This is a genomic window from Sulfitobacter rhodophyticola, assembly GCF_041281685.2.
GTDB lineage: Bacteria > Pseudomonadota > Alphaproteobacteria > Rhodobacterales > Rhodobacteraceae > Sulfitobacter.
The window spans coordinates 1-18,998 of record NZ_CP166248.2 but is presented as its reverse complement, the minus strand read 5'-3'; the positions used below and the strand labels follow the sequence as shown (position 1 = coordinate 18,998).

Below are 18,998 nucleotides of genomic sequence, written 5' to 3'. Positions count from 1 at the left end.
CGATCGAAGACATTATGCCACAGCGTGGCTGATCGCGCATTGCTTCCACAGATGGGACAGCGCATCGACCAGATCGGCCAGATCCTTGTCCGTGTGCAACGGCGACGGGGTAAAGCGCAGGCGTTCAGTGCCTTTGGGGACGGTGGGATAGTTGATCGGCTGCACGTAGATGCCCCATTCGTCCATCAGGTAATCGGCCAGCATGCGGGTTTTCACCGTGTCCTTGATCATCACGGGGATAATATGGCTTTCGTTCATCAGATGGGGGATGCCTTCGCGGTCCAGCATCATGCGCAGTTTGGCGACCTGTTCCTTTTGGCGGTCGCGTTCGACGCGGCTTTCCTTGAGATGGATGATCGACGCGCGGGCCGCTGCGGCCACGGCAGGGGGAAGGGCGGTGGTGAAGATAAAGCCCGACGCGAAGCTGCGGATGAAATCGCAAAGTGCGGCAGAGCCGGTGATGTAGCCACCGACAACGCCGAAGGCCTTGCCCAGCGTGCCTTCGATCAGGGTGATGCGGTCGGCCAGGCCTTCGCGTTCGGACACGCCGCCGCCGCGCGGGCCATACATGCCGACGGCGTGGACCTCATCAAGATAGGTCATGGCCCCGTATTTCTCGGCCACTTCGACGATCTCGCGCATGGGGCAGATGTCACCGTCCATGGAATAGACGGATTCGAACGCGACGATTTTCGGGACGTTGGCGGGCAGGGCGGCCAGTTTGGCTTCCAGATCCGCCACATCGTTGTGCTTCCAGATGACCTTTTGCGCGCGGGAATGGCGGATGCCTTCGATCATGGAGGCGTGGTTGCCCGCATCGCTGAGGATCACACAATTCTCCAACCGGCTGCCCAAACAGGACAATGCCGCCCAGTTAGAGACGTATCCGGAGGTGAAAAGCAGGGCCGCTTCCTTGCCGTGCAGATCAGCCAGTTCGCGTTCCAGCAGCAGATGGTCATGGTTCGTGCCTGAGATGTTGCGCGTGCCACCCGCACCCGTGCCGGTGCGCTGGACCGCTTCGCACATCGCGTCGATCACCAGCGGGTTCTGACCCATGCCGAGGTAGTCGTTGGAGCACCAGACCGTGACATCGCGCGTTTCGCCGTCAACATGGTTGGCCGCTTGCGGAAACTTGCCCGCCTTACGCTCCAGTTCGGCAAAATAGCGGTAGTTGCCTTCTTCTTTGAGGGTATCAAGCTGGGACTGAAAAAGCGCGTCAAAGTTCATGGGTCTGGTCCTTGTCTTGGTATTGGGTCGTCTCCGGCAGCATCCAGCGCCAGAGTTTCGCGTCAGGCAGCGGCACCACCATCAGCCAGTGTTCGAGGGTTGCGAGGCTTGCAAGAGCCGTCAGCAGGGCGAAGCCGATGACATCCGCAGGCAGTGTCGCGGCATAGAGCCGTTCGCCAAAGCATGCCGCGGTGATCGACAGGAAGGTGATGCCGATGGGGAAGGCAAGCGTGATGGGGCCGGTGCGGAAATAGCTTTTGAGATGTTCCAGCGTACGCGGCACGAATTCGGTGTTGATGCGCGGGACGCCGAAGAACAGGTTCAGCTTGGCGGAGATGCGCGCGATGAAAAGGATCAGGTAGGTCCAGAAAGCGAAGGTGTTTTCCGCGCCCCTTGTGATGGTCACCAGCACCAGCAGCGCGAAGGCCAGAAGCAACTCGTGATAGCTGACGGTTTGCCAGGCGCGATAGAAGCGGTCGGCGGGGGTCAGGCCGTCGGGGCAGGGGGTGCGTTCGGGGCCAGTGATGACGCCCGACAGGAATGCCAGTTCGATCCAGCCCCAGATCAGCAGCGTCGACAGGAAGGCGATATAGACGTTGAGCACGGTCAGTTCCGTGGAAGACACCACGACACCCGCCGCACCGATTGCCAGCAAAGGCACCGATAGGAACACATTGCGCCCATGCGCCACCGCGTCCCCCGCATCGGCGCGCCGCACCAACAGCAGGATCGCGCCGGTGAAAAACCACCAGGCGAATACGGCTATCAATGCGGCGATCCAGGGAGACATGGGCTTCCTCTAGTACGCAGGTTCCAGGCGCGTCTTGGCGGGCACCTGATGTTTGTGGGCAGGGATGGTGTACAGCGCGATGAAGGCCGTCGCGGCCTTGGCCATTCCGCCTATGCGGGAGATCATGCCACCGACACCGCCGCGTTCCTTGGCTTCGGCCACCTGACGGGAGGCCGCTTCCATCTTGTCGAGGTTCGGACGCCAGCGCGGGTGGTCAATGTCCAGCGTGATCGGGAAGACCTGCTTGGAGATCTCGGAGGTCTTGCAGAACACTTCCTGCCCGTACCATGTGGTATCCACACCAAGCGCCTCGTGGAACAGCGGTCGCTGGTGGTCGCGGACCCACATTGTGGAGTAAACGGCCGTCAGGAAAAATTTGATCCACAGCTTGTTGCCGAAAGATTGGGTCAACTTAGGGTCTGTTTTCAGCAACAGGGCAAAGGCTTCGCCATGGCTGAACTCATCGTTGCACCATTCGCGGAACCACTTGAAAATCGGGTGGAAGCGGTGTTCGGGGTGTTTCTCCAGATGGCGGAAGATGGTGATGTAGCGGGCGTAGCCGATCTTTTCGGACAGGTACGTCGCGTAGTAGATGAACTTGGGCCGGAAGTACGTGTATTTCTTTTGCTGGGTGAGGAAGCCGAGGTTCACGCGGATGCCTGCCTCGCGCAGGGCATCGTTGATGAAACCGGCGTGGCGCGCTTCGTCCCGTGCCATCAGCTGGAACAGGGTCGTGATATCCTCGTTCGAGCCGCGGCGTTTCATTTCCTTGTAGAGCACGCAGCCGGAGAATTCCGCCGTGCAGGAGGAAATCAGGAAGTCGATGAATTCGGCCTTCAGCTTCGGCTCCATCCCGTCCCAATCAACATCGTCCCAGTCTTCGTTTTTCTTGAAATGGCCCTTGTTTGGGTCTGATTTCATCTGATCAATCAGCACATCCCAATCGGCGCGGACGGGTGTCACGTCAATCGCGTCCATCTCTTCGAAATCGGTGGTGTAAAAACGCGGCGTCAGCAGGGTGTTCTGCATCGCAACCTGCGTTGCCTTTTCGGACGTCATGGGACCGTCGAGCGCGTCCTGTGCGGCAATCGCGTCTTCGGCTGTGGTGGCGTCGGCGGAGTGCATGGGGTTCTGGGCGTTCATGACAGTGCCTCCATTTGTCCGTGCCCGTGTCCGGGCAACACCTCCTCGGAGAATGAAAATTCACACAGTTCCATGAATTCGAAATCCCCGGTCATCCGGGTCCACATCCGCTCCAGCCCGCTGGCGCGGGTGATGGTGGCGGTGCGGTCTTCCTCGATGATCTCACCGTAGGGGGCCATGATTTCGGCCCCGTGGACGAGGACGCTGTCACCGGGGTTGATGACGGCGCCGTTGGTGAATTTCACATGCGCCGACAGCTCCTCGAAGCGGTGCGAAATCGTGACGGTGCAGGGTGCTTGTTCTCGTGTTCTGGTCAGAAGTCCCATTGGTTTGTCCCTTTGTTGGCTAAAGTTTCAGTCCAGCAGCCTGGCGAAAGCTGCGACGTTGTCTGCCCCGTATCCAATCAGTTCGATGGACCAATTGGTGGCAGGGTCGATGATGGCGGTGTGGCCGTTTTCGCGGCGCACCAATGTCAGAGGCGGATTGCCCGTGACGTTGTTCACTTTGCGCTCCCGGCTGACGGAGACCCAGATCACGTCGATGAAGCCGGATTTGTTCAGGTCGGAGCGCGCGATTTCAGCGCCCGTGGTGTCCAGCACGGCAACGCCGGTGTTCCGGCTGCCTTCCAGCGTGATCAGGCGCGATTGGGTGACGGGGCTGTCTGGCACAACGCCGCGCTGCGGCTGATCGGTGACCTGCGCGAAGGTGACAAGCGCCAGCGACAGGCCCATCAGGGTGAACATGCAGATGACCAGAAAGCGCGGGACCATTTCACGGTCGCGCATCTTCATCTGGTTGGCGAGGGATGCGGTGGGTTGGCTCATCACATTTACTCCGCTGCAATCGGATCAGCTACGGGGCTGATCCGGGTGACCTGGGGGGTGGAGACGCGGGTTTCGGCGGCATCGGCAAAGATTTCCGCAACGCGGGCCACATTCGGGATGGCCCGCAACGCGGGCTGGGTGCGCGCGAAATGCCAGGGCCGCGTGTGCGGCCACGTCATCAGATAGCTCAGCCGCGTGTCACCGGTCAGTTCGAAGGACAGGGTACCGTGGCCGGAGCGGCGTTCCTGCACGGCTGCGTTGGCGATGCAGACGTAAGGCAGGTTCAGCGTCATCGTCAGCGCGGCACCGATGCGCATGGCAACACGCTTGTTGGTCAGCGTATAGACGGTGCTGCGGGCCTGTACGGCGGCCATGGCAATCAGGATCGCCATGGCCAGACCTGCGGCAAGCACAAAGGGGAGACCGTGCCAAGCCGCTTCGTTCAGCGGGACCTGCGTGGAGGAAACGCCGATCCGCCAAAGTGTAAGAATAGCGAAATATCCCAGCACCCAGTTCAGTTTCCAGGCTTCGCGCGCCAGCCGCATCGTGCTGGGGCGCCCCTGCCAAAGAATATGTTCGTCCTCCGGCAAGGCTTCGGGCAGGCCGGGAACGGGTTCGAATTTGAAGTCATCGTGGTGCATGGCAGTTATCCCTGGGTTTTTATGCCGGGCCCTGTGGCGAGCAGGCCCCGGCGGTTGTGTGTTCAGATTTGTGGCTCTAACCGGGCCGGATCGGCATAAAGCGTGCCACCGCCGAAATAGGCCATGACCTTTTCTTCCTCGAGCAGGGTGATCTGTTCCTTGCCCTTGATGCCCGGAATACCGTCGACGTTATGGGCATAGAGCGACCGGATCACGACGCGGTCGCCTTTGACCTTGGCAAAGTTCATCGGGATGAGGCGTATCTTGCCGGACCCTTCGGGGTTCACGTCCATCACCAGAAAGCGGACCAGCTGTTCCGGCACGTCCACCCACATGTCGGTGATGCGGCCAACGATTTCGCCATCGCCGGTCATCACCGGTTTGCCGCGCGGATCGGTCCCTGCGGAAACCTTGAAGTCAGGCAGGCTGGACAGGGGTTTGATCTTGACATGGCCATGGGCGTCAAGCTCAGGCACGTCGCGGCGCGGGGCCCATGCGGCGGGGCCGACACCGTCCATCATCGGATCGCCCGTGGGCACATAAGGGGAGCCTGCCGCCTTGGAGGTGCGCTGTAGCGCGAGCACGGGGCGGTCAGGGTGCTGGCCGGACGGCACGGTCACTTCGCCGCGGCCATGGGGCAGGATGAATGTCTTGTCCTTTGGCACGGGGAACGGGCCCTGGTTGGGTGCCGGCGCGCCATCGTCTGTTTCCAGCGGATAGCCTTCGCGCATGTTCTCGGTCTGCAGGTAGTACACCAGCAGCGCGAAGAAGATGTAGAAACCCCAGATCGCGGCGCTTGCCAGATCGAAGTTGCCGAAGAATTCTGTGCCAACCATGTTTTAGTCCTCCGTGGTGTGGATGTCAGAACGCGAACCTGTCGCGTGGGATGGGATGGAGCGGATCATGTCGGGAAATCCGCAAGGCCGGTGGGAAGTGGCGTCGTGTCGGAAAGGGGGCGTGCGCGGACCAGCGGGCCAAGGGCGACAAGAGTGATGAACAACAGGCCGATTTCCATGTGGTAGACGACCGAATAGCCTGTCGCGGAGGACTGCAATGCCTCACCCAGTGCGCCAGATGTAGCAAGCGCGTTCACGCTGTCGCGCAGGGCGCCACCCATGAAGATTGCAACGCCGGCGGCGGTGGCCTGTGCGGCGCCCCATGCGCCCAGGGCAAGGCCCTTTCCGGCGGTACCTTGCGTGTCGAGGGCCATGGCAGACGTCAGCGTCGCCACGGCAAAAAGGCCGCCGCCCAGCCCGATGCCCGCAGCCCCCGCAAAGAACAGCACGGTGCTGTTCATCGGGGCGGCGAAGATGACAGAGGAAAAAGCGATCAGCCCGATCAGGATGCCCCGCGCGGCCATGCGGTGCGGATGTGTGTCCCCCTTCATCCAATGCGCGGCAAGACCGAATCCGATCAAGGCCCCCAGCGCCCATAGCGCCGTCAGCAATGTTGTGGCGGAGACGGACAGGCCGAGGATTTCGCCGCCATAAGGCTCCAGCAACACGTCCTGCATGTTGAATGCCAGCGTCCCGAGAAAGATCACCACCAGCAGGCGGCCCGCGTCGGTCCCGGCAGTCAGGTCACGCCATGCTTGCTTGAAAACCGGTTTGGGCGCGGCACGTTCTGCCTTGGTCATCGGGGCGACGCGTTCCTGCTTCCACAAGGCGATAACGTTCAGCAGCAGGGTTGCGACGGCAGCGCCCTGCACCACCTGTACCAGTCGCAAGGCGCTGAAATCACGCAGTAATGTTCCAATAATCACGGCCGATATACCCATGCCGATCAGGAACATGACATACAGAAGGGCGACGACCTGCGGGCGGGTTTCATCACTGGCGCGGTCCGCCGCGAGGGCGAGGCCGGCAGTCTGGGTCATGTGCATGCCAAGACCCGTGAGCAGGAAGGCAAGGGCGGCGGCAACTTCGCCCCAGAACCCGACATCGATGGTGCGGTCACCCGAGAGCACCAGAAGCGCCATGGGCATGATCGCCAAACCGCCGAATTGCCACATCGAGCCGAACCAGAGGTAGGGGATGCGTTTCCAACCGATGGCGGAGCGGTAATTGTCCGACCGGAAGCCCAGAAGCGCGCGGAAGGGCGCGACGAGGACGGGAATTGCGATCATCGTGGCGACAATCGTGGCCGCCACGCCGAGTTCGACGATCATCACCCGGTTGAGCGTGCCAAGCAGCATGACAGCGGCCATGCCGACGCTGATCTGAAAGAGCGACAGCCGCAGAAGCTGGCGCAGGGGCAATTGATCGCTCACGGCATCGGAAAATGGCAGCATCCGCAGCCCGAGGTTTTTGACAAGGTTCCGCGTGGCAATCATGGGGTGAACTCCAACGCGTTGGAGATGTAGAAACCCGAATGCACCCGGTCGACATCGCGCAGCGTGCCCGCGTTGATCGCAGAGGCCAGCCGCGCCGGGCTGTGTGGCACCATCGTGGGGGAACGATCCGACCGCGGGAAAAGCTTGCCCACGCGCCACATCAGCATGAGCAGCGGTGTGCGGGGGGCGACAGTGAAGATCATCTTGCCCCTCAACCGGGGCGCAAGACCTTCGAGAACATTGGCGATATCGTCGGCGCTGTAATAGATCAGGCTGTCCATTGCGACGATGTGGTCAAACGTACCGTGCGTGTCTTCGAGCATGTCGCCCGCGCGAAAGGTCAGCTTGTGATGCAGGTGATGCGGCGTGCGGTTGCGCGCGATCCCCACCAGTTGCGGAGAGATGTCGAGACCAATCACTTCGGCACCCCGTTCGGCCAGTTCGAACGCCAGCGCGCCGGTGCCGCAGCCCGCGTCCAGTACCCGCTTGCCTGTCAGATCAGCGGGCAATTGGTTCAGGATCACGTCCCGCATCCGGTCCCGGCCCGCGCGCACGGTTGCACGAATGCCCGACACCGGCGCGTCAGAGGTCAGACGCTCCCATGTGCGGGTCGCGGTACCGTCGAAGTAGGTTTCGACCCGGTTTCTTGTGGCCTCATAGGTCACTTAATCGAACCCCAACAATTCAAAGATTTCACGATCCGGCAGCGGGGCAGGGGCGAGTGGTTCTGTCCCGTTCCACAGTGTTTCGGCAAGGCGGATGTATTCCTTCTGGACCGCGGCGATGTCGTCATCGAGGTCCATCTCGAACAATGTCTTTTTCTTCAGCCGCGACCGGCGGATGGCGTCCAGATCGGGCATATGCGCGATCCGATTGAAGCCCACGGTCTTGCAATAGCGGTCCACCTCGTCCGTGTCCTTGGACCGGTTGGCCACACAGCCCGCCAGCCGCACCTTGTAGTTGGCTGATTTGGCCTGCACGGCGGCGATGATGCGGTTCATCGCATAGATGCTGTCGAAATCATTGGCGGTGACGATCAGCGCGCGGTCCGCATGCTGCAAGGGGGCGGCAAAGCCACCGCAGACCACATCGCCCAACACGTCGAAAATCACCACGTCGGTGTCTTCCAGCAGATGATGCTGCTTGAGCAGCTTCACCGTCTGCCCGACGACGTAACCGCCGCAACCCGTACCCGCAGGCGGACCGCCGGCCTCCACGCATTTGACGCCGTTGAAACCTTCAAACACGAAATCCTCGGCGCGCAGTTCTTCGGGGTGGAAATCGACCTCCTTGAGGATGTCGATCACCGTAGGCACCAGCGTGCCGGTCAGCGTGAACGTGCTGTCATGCTTGGGGTCGCAGCCGATCTGCAAAACGCGTTTGCCCAGCATCGAAAACGCCGCCGACAGGTTGCTGGAGGTCGTCGATTTGCCGATCCCGCCCTTGCCGTAGACGGAAAAGACCTTGGCGCCTTCGATCTTCGCGCTGTCATCCTGATGGACCTGTACGGATCCTTCACCGTCCTGACCGCGAAGATGCGGTATCCCTTTGTCGAGTGGGCTCATTTTATTTCCCTTCCGAGAGTCATTCGGCTGCAATGCCCTCTAGTTGATCTTCAATCGCGTCCGCTGCCGATTGCAGCGCCGCAAGCGTGGCGTCGTTGGGTTGCCAATAATCGCGGTCAGAGGCTTCCAGCAGGCGATTGGCCATGCGCATGGAGGCCTGCGGGTTCAGATCCGCAAGGCGCTGGCGCATGTCGTCGTCGAGCACGAAGGTCTCTGACAGTTTTTCGTAGACCCAAGGGTCGACCTTGCCGGTGGTGGCGCTCCATCCGACGGTGTTGGTGATATGCGCTTCGATCTGGCGCACGCCTTCGTGGCCGTGCTTGAGAAGCGGTTCGTAGAATTTCGGGTTCAGGCTGCGCGCGCGTGTCTCTAACGCGACCTGATCTTGGAGGGTGCGCACAGTGGCGGCCCCGCGCGTCTGATCGCCGATGTAGACAGGGGTGTCGTCGGTGCCTTTGGCGCGTTTCACGGCAGATGCGATGCCGCCCAGCGTGTCGAAGTAGTGATCGACGGTGGTCACACCCAGTTCCACGGATTCGAGGTTCTGATAGGCCAGATCGACGTTTTTCAGCGTGTCTTGCAGCAGTGCGGATTGCTGGGATGCTTCGCCGTCGGTGCCGTAAGCGAAGGATTTGCGGGCCTGATAGGCGTCGGCCAGATCGGCGTCATCGTCAAAGGCGGAGCTGTCGACCAGCTGGTTCACGTTGGAGCCATAAGCGCCTTCGGCATTGGAGAAGACGCGCAGAGCGGCGGTTTTCATGTCGCATCCGTTTTCGGCCATGAAGGCGAGCGCATGGGCGCGGATGGGGTTCAGATCGCCCGGTTCATTGGCTTCGGCGCATTTCAGCGCGGCATCGGCCAGCAGCTTGGTCTGCAACGGCAGCAGATCGCGGAAGATGCCGGAGAGGGTCATCACCACATCGACGCGGGCGCGGCCCAGTTCGCTGAGGGGGATCAGGTCTGCGCCGCAGAGGCGGCCGTAGGTGTCGAAACGTGGCTTTGCGCCCATCAGCGCCAGCGCCTGTGCGATGGGGCCGCCGTTGGATTTGATGTTGTCGCTGCCCCAGAGGACGAGGGCGACCGTGCGCGGCAGGGTTTCGTGGGTTTCGATCAGCGCGTCGGCTTGTGCCGCGCCATCAAGAAGGGCAAAGGCGGTGGGCATGCGGAAGGGGTCGAATGCGTGGATGTTGCGGCCCGTGGGCAGGATTTCCGGCGCGCGGATCACGTCGCCGCCGGGGACGGGGGCGATGAATTGGGCGTTCAGGGCGCGCATGAGCGCGGGGAGTTCATACTCAGTGGCCAGATTGGCATCTGCTGCAACGCGGTCTTCGTCACTTGCGAATTCCATCAGGTTAAGCAGATCGTTGCGCGCATCCTCAGAGAGTGGTTTGCCGACGATGTGCAGGCCATCGGGGATCAGGGCGTCCTCGGTCTCCAGCAGTTTGAGCCAGAGTGTGTCAGGGTCGTTGCCTTCGAGGTTCACGGCTTCGGCCTGAACCGCGATCAGATCGGTCAGGTCCGCGCGCGCGGGATCATCTGAGGGCAAGCTGCGCCAGCGCGTGAGGCTGTCCTTGAGATCGGCCAGACCGCGGTAGAGGCCGGCGGATTGCAGCGGCGGCGTCAGATGGGTGATCGTCACGGCATTGCTGCGCCGTTTGGCCAATGTCGCCTCGGACGGGTTATTTGCGGCATAGAGGTAGACGTTGGGCAGGTTGCCCATCATCCGCTCGGGCCAGCACGCGCCGGAAAGGCCGTTTTGTTTGCCGGGCATGAATTCCAACGCACCGTGCATGCCGAAATGCAGGACAACGTCGGCCTCATAGTCTTGCTTGAGGTATTGGTAGAAGGCGTTGAAGGCGTGGGTAGGGGCGAAGCCTTTTTCAAAGAGCAACCGCATGGGGTCGCCTTCGTAGCCGAAGGTGGGTTGCACGCCGACAAGGACCTTGCCGAATTGAGCGCCGAGGATGAAAACTTCGCGCCCGTTGGATTGGATGCGACCGGGAGCGGGACCCCAGACGGCTTCGATTTCGTCCAGCCACGGGGTGCGCGCGACGATCTGGTCGGCGCTGACGGAGGCTGTGACGTTGGCGTCCTGACCGTGGACCTTGGCGTTGCCGTGCAGCACCGCTTCGCGCAGATCGTCGACCGTTGCGGGAGGCGTGACGTCATAGCCTTCCGACTTGAGGCGGTGCAACGTATTGAAAAGGCTTTCGAATACGGAGAGGTACGGGGCAGTGCCAACAGCGCCTGCATTGGGCGGGAAGCCGAAGAGGACCACGGCGACGGATTTTTCCGCGTTTTGCTTGCGGCGCAGGCGGGCCAGACGATCGGTCTTTTCGGCCAGCGCGTCGATCCGTTCGATGCACGGCGCCATGGCTTTGACGTCGCCTTGCGCGGCGCATTTGTGGGCACAGCCTGCGCACCCTTCATGTCCATGACGGCCGGCGAAAACGGTGGGGTTGGTCGCACCGTCAATCTCAGGCAGGGCGATGAGCATGGTGGCCTCAACCGGGCTGAGGCCTTGGCCACCTTCCGCCCATTGCGCGAGCGTCTGAAATTCCAGCGGCTGCGCGCCGATGTAGGGCACGTCGAGCTTTTGCAGCGCGTCAATTGCGGCGTCGCTGTCGTTGTAGGCGGGACCGCCCACAAGGCTGAACCCGGTGAGGGAGACCATCGCATCCACGCCGCCGAAATACGCGTCCATCGCGGGGCGTCCATCGAGGCCGCCTGCGAAGGCGGGGACGACGTTGAGGCCGCGCGCTTCCATCGTGCGGATCACATGGGCGTAATGTGCGGTGTCACCTGCAAGGATATAGCTGCGCAGCATCAGGATACCGACGGTGGGACCATCGCTGCGGTTGGGCAGGGCGGTTATGTCGGTGGTGATGTGATGCTCCGGCAGGTCAGGATGATAAAGGCCGACCTCAGGATATTCGACGGGCAATTGCGCTTCGACACCGCGCCATTCGGTGCGGTGCGCGTAGCGGGAGATGAGGAACCGCACGAGGCCTTCGATGTTCTCATCCGAGCCACCCAGCCAGTATTGCATGGTCAGGAACCACGCGCGCAGGTCCTGCGCCTTGCCGGGGACCAGCCGCAGGATCTTGGGCAGGCGGCGCAGCATCTTGGTCATGTCGCGGCCAGAGGAGCCGGATTTCTTCGACGGCTTGAGCTTTTTCAACAGGCCCATCACGCCGGAAGCGGGGCGGGACATGTCCAGATCGCCCATGCGCGTGAGTTGCACGATCTCCTGATCGGCGATGATGCCGACCATCGCGTCGCAGGCGTCGCGGCGGGCTTTGAGGTCTGGCAGGATGGCCTGAATATGCTCTTCGAGGAAGATCACGGAGGTGATGATGATGTCAGCCTGCGCGATATCCGCGCGGGCGGCGGTGAGGGCCGCGTCGTCTTTGCCCCATTCGGCAGCGGCGTGGATTGACAGTTCCAGCCCTGCGAATTCCGTCGCCAAACGCGGTGCGGCCCGTGCGGCAGGCCCCGCTGCGTGGCGGTCGAGCGTCAGAAGCACGACGCGGTAGGGGATATGATCGACGTTATCGCGCAAAGTGGGCCTTGGCCTCGTAAAGGGTGTCGATGGAGATTTCGTGCAGGCCTTTTTTGGCCGCGAAGGATTCTGTGTTGCGGCGGGCCTTGCCGCGCACGAAGAAAGGGATTTTCTTGAGTTCACGTTCGGCCTGATCAAGCCAGATGACGTCACCGGATTGGGCCGCAACGGGTGTGGGAGCCGCGATTTCAGGCGTCTGAGTTGCTGGCGCGTGGCCACCATGGTGCGAGGGACCTGCCGCATCGTTGAATTCGAAATCCTCGCGGAACATGTGCAGCAGGTGCTCTTCCAGCCCCATCACCAGCGGATGAATCCACGTATCAAAGAGGACGTTTGCGCCTTCGAAACCCATCTGCGGGGAATAGCGCGCGGGAAAGTCCTGTACATGCACGGGGGCTGAGATGACGGCGCAAGGGATGCCCAGGCGCTTGCCGATGTGCCGCTCCATCTGGGTGCCGAGGATCATCTCGGGCTGCAGGTCTTCGATGGCGCGTTCAACCTCGAGGTAATCGTCGGTGATCAGCGCCTCCAAGCCATATTCTTTGGCCAGGGCGCGCACGGGGCGGGCGAATTCGCGGTTGTAACAGCCGATGCCAGCCACGTCGAAGCCCATCTCGTCCCGTGCGATGCGGGCGGCGGTTTGCACGTGGGTGCCGTCGCCGAAGATGAACACGCGCTTGCCGGTGAGATAGGTGCTGTCCACGGAACGTGACCACCAGGACTGGCGCAGGCGATCTGTATCCAGCTCTGCTTGCGAGCCCGACAGCTTGCGGACCTCGGCGATGAAATCGTGCGTGGCGCCTGCACCAATGGGAATTACCTTGGTGTAGGGCTGGTCAAACGTCCGCTCACAATAGCGGGCCGCTTGTTCGCCCGTTTCAGGATAAAGCAAGACGTTGAAATGTGCCTGTCCCATGCGGGCAATCCCGGCAGGCGTGGCCCCCATGGGAGCGGTCACGTTGACCTCGATCCCCATTTCATAAAGCAGGTTGGTGATTTCCTGCACATCGTCACGGTGGCGGAAGCCCAAGGCCGTTGGCCCTATGATGTTGCAGCTGACGCGTTCGGTCTTTGGCATGGGTTTGGCCAGATGGCGCACGATCTGGAAGAACGTTTCATCCGCGCCGAAGTTTTCCTTGCGCTGGTAGCTGGGCAGTTCCAGCGGAATGACCGGCACGGGCAAGCCCATGGTTTCGGCCAGACCGCCGGGGTCGTCCTGAATGAGTTCGGCGGTGCAGGAGGCACCGACGATGATCGCTTCGGGCTTGAACCGGTCATAGGCGTCCTGACAGGCTTGCTTGAACAGCCCGGCGGTATCAGAGCCCAGATCGCGGGCCTGGAACGTGGTGTAGGTGACGGGCGGGCGGTGATCGCGGCGTTCGATCATGGTGAACAGCAGGTCCGCGTAGGTATCGCCCTGAGGCGCGTGCAGAACGTAGTGCAGGCCTTTCATGCCAGTGGCGACGCGCATCGCGCCCACGTGCGGCGGGCCTTCGTATGTCCAGACGGTAAGCTTCATTTCTGACCCCGGTGCGTGATGCGGGTGTCGGGTGCGAGGGCCAGCCCTCGCGCTCCCGGGATATTTTTGGAGAAAAGAGGGGGGCGGGTCATTCGGCGGCTTCTCCCTCGTGGCTCAGGATCGCTTTGCGGCGCAGGGGGCGGGCGAAGAGGGAGGCGAGATCACCGGCCTGTTCGTAGAAATGCACCGGCGTGAAGACCAGTTCGATCGCCCACTTGGTGGAGAGCCCTTCGGCCTCCAGCGGGTTGGCGAGGCCGAGGCCGCAGACGGTCAGATCGGGGCGGGCGTCGCGGCAGCGGTCGAGTTGGAGGTCCACGTCCTGTCCTTCGGAGATTTGCGGGCCTTCAGGCAGCAGGTCCAGATCGGGGCCGTGGATCGCGTCGTGGATGTAGGGCATGCCGACTTCCACCGCGCGCATCCCGCATTCGCGGGTCAGGAACCGGGCAAGGGGGACTTCAAGCTGGCTGTCGGGAAAGAAGAAGACGGATTTGTCATTCAGCGGTGCAGCGGCCTGTGCGATTGCGGCGCGGGCCCGGCGGCGGGGGGCTTCGGTGACGTCGGCAAACTGTTCAGCGCTGACGCCGAATTCATCCGCGATGGTTTTGAGCCATGCTGTCGTCCCTTCGTCACCGAACGGAAAGGGCGCGGCGAGATGGCGCGCGCCCCGGCGTTCAAGTGCGGCATGGGTTTCACCCAGGAAGGGTTGTGTGAGTGCAAAGACGGTGTTGGAGCCGATGCCCACTTCCGCTTCAATCGACCGGGCAGGCAACACCCGGACAGGGCCAACGCCGAGACCGTCGAGCAGGGACAGCATCTGATCTTCGACCACATCGGGCAGGGCGCCCACGACCAGCAATTCACGCGCGTCGCTGGCGGGCAGGACCGGGACCATCGCGGCCAGACAGGCATCTTCGCCTTGGGTGAATGTCGTTTCGATACCTGAGCCGGAATATTCCAGCACGCGCACCGCGGGCGCGAATTGCTGGGTCAGCCGTTCGGCGGCGCGGCTGAGATCGAGCTTGATCACCTCGGATGGGCAGGAGCCCACGAGGAACAATTGCCGGATGTCGGGGCGCCGGGCGAGAAGTTGCGCAACCGTCTTGTCGAGTTCGGCATGGGCATCGTTCAGCCCGGCCAGATCCGATTCCTCAAGGATCGCGGTGCCGAATCGGGGTTCGGCAAAGATCATCACACCGGCGGCACTTTGCAGCAGGTGGGCGCATGTGCGGGAGCCGACGACGAGGAAAAAGGCGTCCTGGATCTTCCGATGCAGCCAGATGATCCCGGTCAGCCCGCAGAATACTTCGCGCTGGCCACGTTGCTTGAGAATCGGTGCGTTGCGACATCCGGGTGCTGGCGGGGGCGTGAATTGGTCGTTCATCCGACCCCCTCCGCCTGCAACCGGGCCTGCCTGAGTTTCCAGACGAACTGTCCTGCGTTGACCACGTAAGCCGCGTAGGCCGCGAGGGCGATGCCCATCAGCGATTGGGGCGCCAGACCGCCCCAGATCAGGCCATAGAGGTACAGTGTATGCAGCGCGATGACTGCAAAGCTGAACACGTCCTCCCAGAAGAAGGCGGGCGCAAAAAGCCACTGATCAAAAACGACTTTCTCCCAGATCGCGCCAGTCACCATGATGAGGTACAAAAAGCCGGTTTTGATCAGGATCGAGGCGGTTGCAATCTCGTACCCAGCCCCGGTGAAGAGGTAGCGCAAGACAAGTGCGACGGAGATCAGGAAGACGATGAATTGCGCCGGTGCAAGCACGCCTTGAACAAGGGTCCAGACGGTCCGATCGCGCCGCGCCCGCTGGGCCGGTGTATAGAGCGGATGGTATCCGGATGTGGTGACCGCAGGTCCTGTCATGGCTCCCCCAGACGCGATTGTCTGGGCAAAATTTGGCAGGAATCAGCAAAAGTGTCAATTTTAATTTACATAGATAATGGGAGTGGTCGAAAAAGTTGACACCTTTATACACAGGGTTTTCCAGCACTTTAGACGACATGCTGCGGAATCTGTCAATTTTATTTGACATTATCCATGCGCTGTTGGACGATGACGCCGATTTTAGACGTATGCGATTGCCCGCGTGAAGTGTCAGGGAGGAAGGCGTGACCAAACCGACCGACCCAACGCAGTCTTTGACCGGTTCAGAGGTCAGCCGGATTGCATTGCAGGCCATCAACCTGCTTGCGCCTGATTTGCAGGATGCTTTCGCGCGCCGCAAACATCTTGATGTCTATGTCAATCAACTGCTCGCCGCCGCGCTCAGCACGAACCAGCAGGGGATGCGGGACGTCCTGCGTGACATGCGCAAGGCGCGGATCAGCAACGCCCAGATTGCCGAGAATTACATCCCCACCGTGGCGCGTGCGCTGGGTGTGGAATGGTGCGAGGACAGACTTGATTTCGGCGCCGTGACAATCGGCTGTGCCCGGCTTCAGGGGTTGCTGCGCCGGATGGAGGCAGACTGGGAAGAACTGCATGCCGCGCACCTGTACCACAGACCCGGATATCTTGTCGGGGTGCCCGCAGGCGTGCAGCATTCGCTTGGCGCAAGCGTGTTGGCCGGACAATTGCGTGAACGCGGCATGCCGGTCCTTGTGGAGTACGACCTGACACCTGCCAGGATCACCGAATATCTGGGGCAGACGGCATTTGCGGGCGTCATGTTGTCGGGTTCGGGCAGGAAGTGCCTTGAATCACTCCGCGATTTAGTAGATTCTGTGAAAACGATAAGCGACAGCACGCCAGTCATAATAGGCGGTAGCATTCTGGAACACGTCAAAGATATACAATCCTTTACCGGGGCCGACATGGTCACCAGCGGTCTGGGTGGCGCCATGGCGTTTTGCGAGCAATCCCTCAGCGACCGCGCTTTGGCGGGTGACATCAACGTGCCGGAACGCAGCCTATGATGTCGCAGGATCAAATGACCTGGACCAGCGGCCTGATCCCGATGATCGAGCCGGAGATCGTTTCCGAAATCATTTCCCGCATTGCAGATCTGGCACTTGTCCTGTCCAGCAGCGGGATCGTACTGGGCGTTTTGAGCAATCCCAATTTCAAGATGCACGCCGGGGTGTCCCGTTGGGAAGGGCAGCCGCTGCGTGATCACCTGACTGTTGAATCGCTGCCCAAGTTCGAGGACCGCTTTGCGGAATTCCTCAACGGCAAGGGCGGCATGGTCCGCCCGGTCGAATTGAACCACATCGCCAGCGGGACCCAGCAGGAATTCCCAATGCGCTACAGCTTTCACCAGATCGGTACGGACGGCGCGATCCTGCTGCTGGGACAGGATCTGCGGCCGATTGCCGAAATGCAGCAACAGCTGGTCGCGGCGCAAATCGCGCTGGAAAAAGACTATGAGGCGCAGCGTGAGTATGAAACGCGTCTGCGCGTCCTGATGGCCGCAACCGACCGCGGGACGCTTTTTGTCACACTCAGCCGGGGCGAGATCGTGGATTGCAACCCGGCGGCGATGGCATTGCTCGACAAGCAACGCGGTGATCTTGTGGGGGCCACCATGGCCGACATGCTTGAGGTTCCGGGGGAGCCTCGGATGATCGAGGCGCTGACGCGCATCGCATCCAGCCAGTCGGGTGGCGATGTGGTCGTGCGGACACCGGATGGGCAAACCCTGAACATGCGGCCAACCCTGTTCCGGACAACCGGGGAACACATGCTGCTGTGTCAGATCATGGACGAAGAGGGTGTCGGTATCCGCTCTGACGCGCTTGATGAACAATTGAGCGGTCTCTTCGAGCGCAGCACCGACGGGATCGTTTTCGTGAGCAGGTCCGGCCAGATCCTGAGCGCGAACGATGCGTTCCTGCGGCTGACGGATGCGGTTCATGCGCAGGCTGTCAAAGGCCGCGCCCTGACCGATTTCCTTGGCCGTGGATCGGTCGATTTCAATGTGATCGCGGAGAATGCCACGCGTACGGGTGCGATGCGGCTTTATGCGACGCGCATCATCGGCGAACATGGTGTCGAGGTCCCGGTCGAGGTATCGACCGCCCGGTTGACCGGCGCGAAGGAACCTGTTTTTGCCATGGTCATCCGTGACGCCAGCCGGGCAGAGATGGTGCGCAAATCCAGCCAGCAGATCACCGATGTCGATATGCGGTCAGTGATCGAACTGATCGGGTCACAGACGCTGAAGGGCATTGTGGCGAAGACCACGGATGTGATCGAAAAGATGTGCATCGAAACCGCGGTCGAGCTGACCTCCAACAACCGCGTCGCCGCGGCGGAAATGCTGGGGCTGTCGCGCCAGTCGTTGTATGTGAAGCTGCGCAAATACGACCTTTTGAAAAAAGACCCCGAAGAAGACGAATGATCTTCTCGCGGTGGGGCTGGTTCGTCTGGTACCAGCGACGGTGGCTATTGCTCGGGGATTTACGGTTCTGCTATGCGCTCCCCGTAGTGGCTGATTGTTGTCTTTGTAGTAGTCCAGATTTCAGCTTCGATGGCGGGTTTGCGGACAAAGTGAGCTTTCGCTACAGCTGTGCCAATGGCTGCTTCGGAAGGACCGATAATGCAAGATCGCCCGTTTCGATTTGTGACAGAAAGGTGCGTGCTTCGGCTACATTGAGTTCGAAATCCGGGGCAAGTACTTATCAAATCTTGGCATCCCTCGTAAGAAACACCATCATAAATTCATGAAACGCTCTCGTTTGCGAAATCTATCTGTATGGTTCATCGCAGTATGCGCGTGCATCTACTTTGGAGTAGTCCTCCTAGTCGGTCCGCCATACCTTGCCCGCCAGCATCCCTTCACCTGGACAATGGATTTTCAGAAAAACGTAGAACGCTTGGCTGCCAAGTACTCGACAGAAGAGTCATTAATCTCGGCTCTTCAGGTGAGGGGCTTCAGAATGCGTATTCCTCCAGAAAATCCTATCACATATCGAGAAAACGGAGGGCGCTCGATCAGATACGTCGACCGCGATAGAACTTACAAAACGTATCCGGAGTTCGTTCAAGCGCACGAACGTTTTCAATCTGCGCTTCCTGAGAACTACGTTGAGCATCCAAGGATCGCAGAAACTGGATATGGCATTCTAGTTTGCGGTCATAGTTTCTCGGTTGCTTGGCGGCTAAGTGAAGGCAAAATCGTAGATCTAAAGGCTGCGGATCACTGGAGTTGCATCTGACAGTCCTTTTCGCTCGCGAACTGCCACATCACCTACACCAATCACATTTCCTGTGATGCAAACCCTCTACAGAACCTACGTTGAAGTTGGTTAGTCTTGGCCAGAATCGCTGTAGCCGCCGTTCGTGCAATGCGCAGCATCATACGCATTGGGCTCCAAGCCGCCATTCGCACAGCGAGGAAGTGTCTAGCATTTTTAGGTCAGCTCTGCTGACTTATAAGGCGGATTATGGTAAA

At 60.8% G+C, this 18,998-nt stretch carries 16 protein-coding genes; 2 read left to right on the top strand and 14 right to left on the bottom strand.

Annotation, left to right across the window (positions count from 1 at the left end; genetic code table 11):
* Nucleotides 1–12: 12 nt before the first annotated feature.
* The 14 genes from hemA to bchF all read right to left on the bottom strand — a co-directional run bounded on the left by hemA (nucleotide 13) and on the right by bchF (nucleotide 15,469).
* The gene (gene hemA, locus AB4X18_RS00080; protein WP_370398913.1) at nucleotides 13–1,227 is read right to left on the bottom strand and encodes a 5-aminolevulinate synthase; all 1,215 of its coding nucleotides are present in this window, start codon (nucleotides 1,225–1,227) and stop codon (nucleotides 13–15) included.
* Nucleotides 1,217–2,017 carry a putative photosynthetic complex assembly protein PuhE gene (puhE, locus tag AB4X18_RS00075; protein WP_370398912.1) on the bottom strand — a complete coding sequence of 267 codons (801 nt, stop codon included), beginning with the start codon at nucleotides 2,015–2,017 and terminating at the stop codon, nucleotides 1,217–1,219. Before puhE ends, hemA begins: the two co-directional genes overlap by 11 nt.
* A 9-nt stretch (nucleotides 2,018–2,026) precedes the next feature.
* Nucleotides 2,027–3,160 carry a magnesium-protoporphyrin IX monomethyl ester (oxidative) cyclase gene (gene acsF, locus AB4X18_RS00070; RefSeq protein ID WP_370398911.1) on the bottom strand — a complete coding sequence of 378 codons (1,134 nt, stop codon included), beginning with the start codon at nucleotides 3,158–3,160 and terminating at the stop codon, nucleotides 2,027–2,029.
* Nucleotides 3,157–3,486, bottom strand: coding sequence for a hypothetical protein (locus AB4X18_RS00065; RefSeq protein ID WP_370398910.1), 330 nt, complete (start codon nucleotides 3,484–3,486; stop codon nucleotides 3,157–3,159). The genes acsF and AB4X18_RS00065 overlap by 4 nt, the downstream gene beginning before the upstream one ends.
* A gap of 27 nt (nucleotides 3,487–3,513) precedes the next feature.
* Entirely contained in the window at nucleotides 3,514–3,984 is a 471-nt protein-coding gene (gene puhC, locus AB4X18_RS00060) for a photosynthetic complex assembly protein PuhC (RefSeq protein ID WP_370398909.1), read from the bottom strand.
* Between the two features lie 5 nt (nucleotides 3,985–3,989).
* The gene (gene puhB / locus AB4X18_RS00055) at nucleotides 3,990–4,625 is read right to left on the bottom strand and encodes a photosynthetic complex putative assembly protein PuhB (protein WP_432816567.1); all 636 of its coding nucleotides are present in this window, start codon (nucleotides 4,623–4,625) and stop codon (nucleotides 3,990–3,992) included.
* 62 nt (nucleotides 4,626–4,687) lie between these two features.
* A complete protein-coding gene (gene puhA, locus AB4X18_RS00050; protein WP_432816566.1) occupies nucleotides 4,688–5,461 on the bottom strand; it encodes a photosynthetic reaction center subunit H in 774 nt (257 codons plus the stop codon).
* A 65-nt stretch (nucleotides 5,462–5,526) separates the two neighbouring features.
* Nucleotides 5,527–6,957 carry a PucC family protein gene (locus tag AB4X18_RS00045; protein ID WP_370398907.1) on the bottom strand — a complete coding sequence of 477 codons (1,431 nt, stop codon included), beginning with the start codon at nucleotides 6,955–6,957 and terminating at the stop codon, nucleotides 5,527–5,529.
* A complete protein-coding gene (gene bchM / locus AB4X18_RS00040; protein ID WP_370398906.1) occupies nucleotides 6,954–7,622 on the bottom strand; it encodes a magnesium protoporphyrin IX methyltransferase in 669 nt (222 codons plus the stop codon). The genes AB4X18_RS00045 and bchM overlap by 4 nt, the downstream gene beginning before the upstream one ends.
* On the bottom strand, nucleotides 7,623–8,522 hold the full coding sequence (bchL, locus tag AB4X18_RS00035; protein ID WP_432816565.1) for a ferredoxin:protochlorophyllide reductase (ATP-dependent) iron-sulfur ATP-binding protein: 900 nt from the start codon (nucleotides 8,520–8,522) through the stop codon (nucleotides 7,623–7,625).
* A 19-nt stretch (nucleotides 8,523–8,541) separates the two neighbouring features.
* Nucleotides 8,542–12,084: a magnesium chelatase subunit H gene (locus tag AB4X18_RS00030; RefSeq protein WP_432816564.1), complete on the bottom strand. Its 3,543-nt coding sequence runs from the start codon at nucleotides 12,082–12,084 to the stop codon at nucleotides 8,542–8,544.
* Nucleotides 12,074–13,603: a ferredoxin:protochlorophyllide reductase (ATP-dependent) subunit B gene (gene bchB, locus AB4X18_RS00025; RefSeq protein WP_370398905.1), complete on the bottom strand. Its 1,530-nt coding sequence runs from the start codon at nucleotides 13,601–13,603 to the stop codon at nucleotides 12,074–12,076. The genes AB4X18_RS00030 and bchB overlap by 11 nt, the downstream gene beginning before the upstream one ends.
* A gap of 88 nt (nucleotides 13,604–13,691) precedes the next feature.
* Entirely contained in the window at nucleotides 13,692–14,984 is a 1,293-nt protein-coding gene (locus tag AB4X18_RS00020; protein WP_370398904.1) for a ferredoxin:protochlorophyllide reductase (ATP-dependent) subunit N, read from the bottom strand.
* Nucleotides 14,981–15,469, bottom strand: a complete 489-nt coding sequence (bchF, locus tag AB4X18_RS00015) for a 2-vinyl bacteriochlorophyllide hydratase (RefSeq protein ID WP_370398903.1) — start codon at nucleotides 15,467–15,469, stop codon at nucleotides 14,981–14,983. Before bchF ends, AB4X18_RS00020 begins: the two co-directional genes overlap by 4 nt.
* Nucleotides 15,470–15,714: 245 nt before the next feature.
* Here bchF and AB4X18_RS00010 point away from each other — a divergent pair, with 245 nt between their 5' ends.
* Both AB4X18_RS00010 and ppsR read left to right on the top strand, forming a co-directional pair.
* Nucleotides 15,715–16,521, top strand: a complete 807-nt coding sequence (locus AB4X18_RS00010; protein WP_370398902.1) for a cobalamin-dependent protein — start codon at nucleotides 15,715–15,717, stop codon at nucleotides 16,519–16,521.
* Between the two features lie 14 nt (nucleotides 16,522–16,535).
* On the top strand, nucleotides 16,536–17,945 hold the full coding sequence (ppsR, locus tag AB4X18_RS00005; protein ID WP_370398901.1) for a transcriptional regulator PpsR: 1,410 nt from the start codon (nucleotides 16,536–16,538) through the stop codon (nucleotides 17,943–17,945).
* Nucleotides 17,946–18,998 lie beyond the last annotated feature (1,053 nt).

Coding starts and splice junctions, on each gene's coding strand:
- bchF (WP_370398903.1), bottom strand. CDS start 15,469: ATGACAGGACCTGCGGTCACCACATCCGGATACCATCCGCTCTATACA.
- puhB (WP_432816567.1), bottom strand. CDS start 4,625: ATGCACCACGATGACTTCAAATTCGAACCCGTTCCCGGCCTGCCCGAA.
- AB4X18_RS00065 (WP_370398910.1), bottom strand. CDS start 3,486: ATGGGACTTCTGACCAGAACACGAGAACAAGCACCCTGCACCGTCACG.
- bchB (WP_370398905.1), bottom strand. CDS start 13,603: ATGAAGCTTACCGTCTGGACATACGAAGGCCCGCCGCACGTGGGCGCG.
- puhA (WP_432816566.1), bottom strand. CDS start 5,461: ATGGTTGGCACAGAATTCTTCGGCAACTTCGATCTGGCAAGCGCCGCG.
- bchL (WP_432816565.1), bottom strand. CDS start 8,522: ATGAGCCCACTCGACAAAGGGATACCGCATCTTCGCGGTCAGGACGGT.
- AB4X18_RS00045 (WP_370398907.1), bottom strand. CDS start 6,957: ATGATTGCCACGCGGAACCTTGTCAAAAACCTCGGGCTGCGGATGCTG.
- acsF (WP_370398911.1), bottom strand. CDS start 3,160: ATGAACGCCCAGAACCCCATGCACTCCGCCGACGCCACCACAGCCGAA.
- AB4X18_RS00020 (WP_370398904.1), bottom strand. CDS start 14,984: ATGAACGACCAATTCACGCCCCCGCCAGCACCCGGATGTCGCAACGCA.
- puhC (WP_370398909.1), bottom strand. CDS start 3,984: ATGAGCCAACCCACCGCATCCCTCGCCAACCAGATGAAGATGCGCGAC.
- ppsR (WP_370398901.1), top strand. CDS start 16,536: ATGACCTGGACCAGCGGCCTGATCCCGATGATCGAGCCGGAGATCGTT.
- hemA (WP_370398913.1), bottom strand. CDS start 1,227: ATGAACTTTGACGCGCTTTTTCAGTCCCAGCTTGATACCCTCAAAGAA.
- puhE (WP_370398912.1), bottom strand. CDS start 2,017: ATGTCTCCCTGGATCGCCGCATTGATAGCCGTATTCGCCTGGTGGTTT.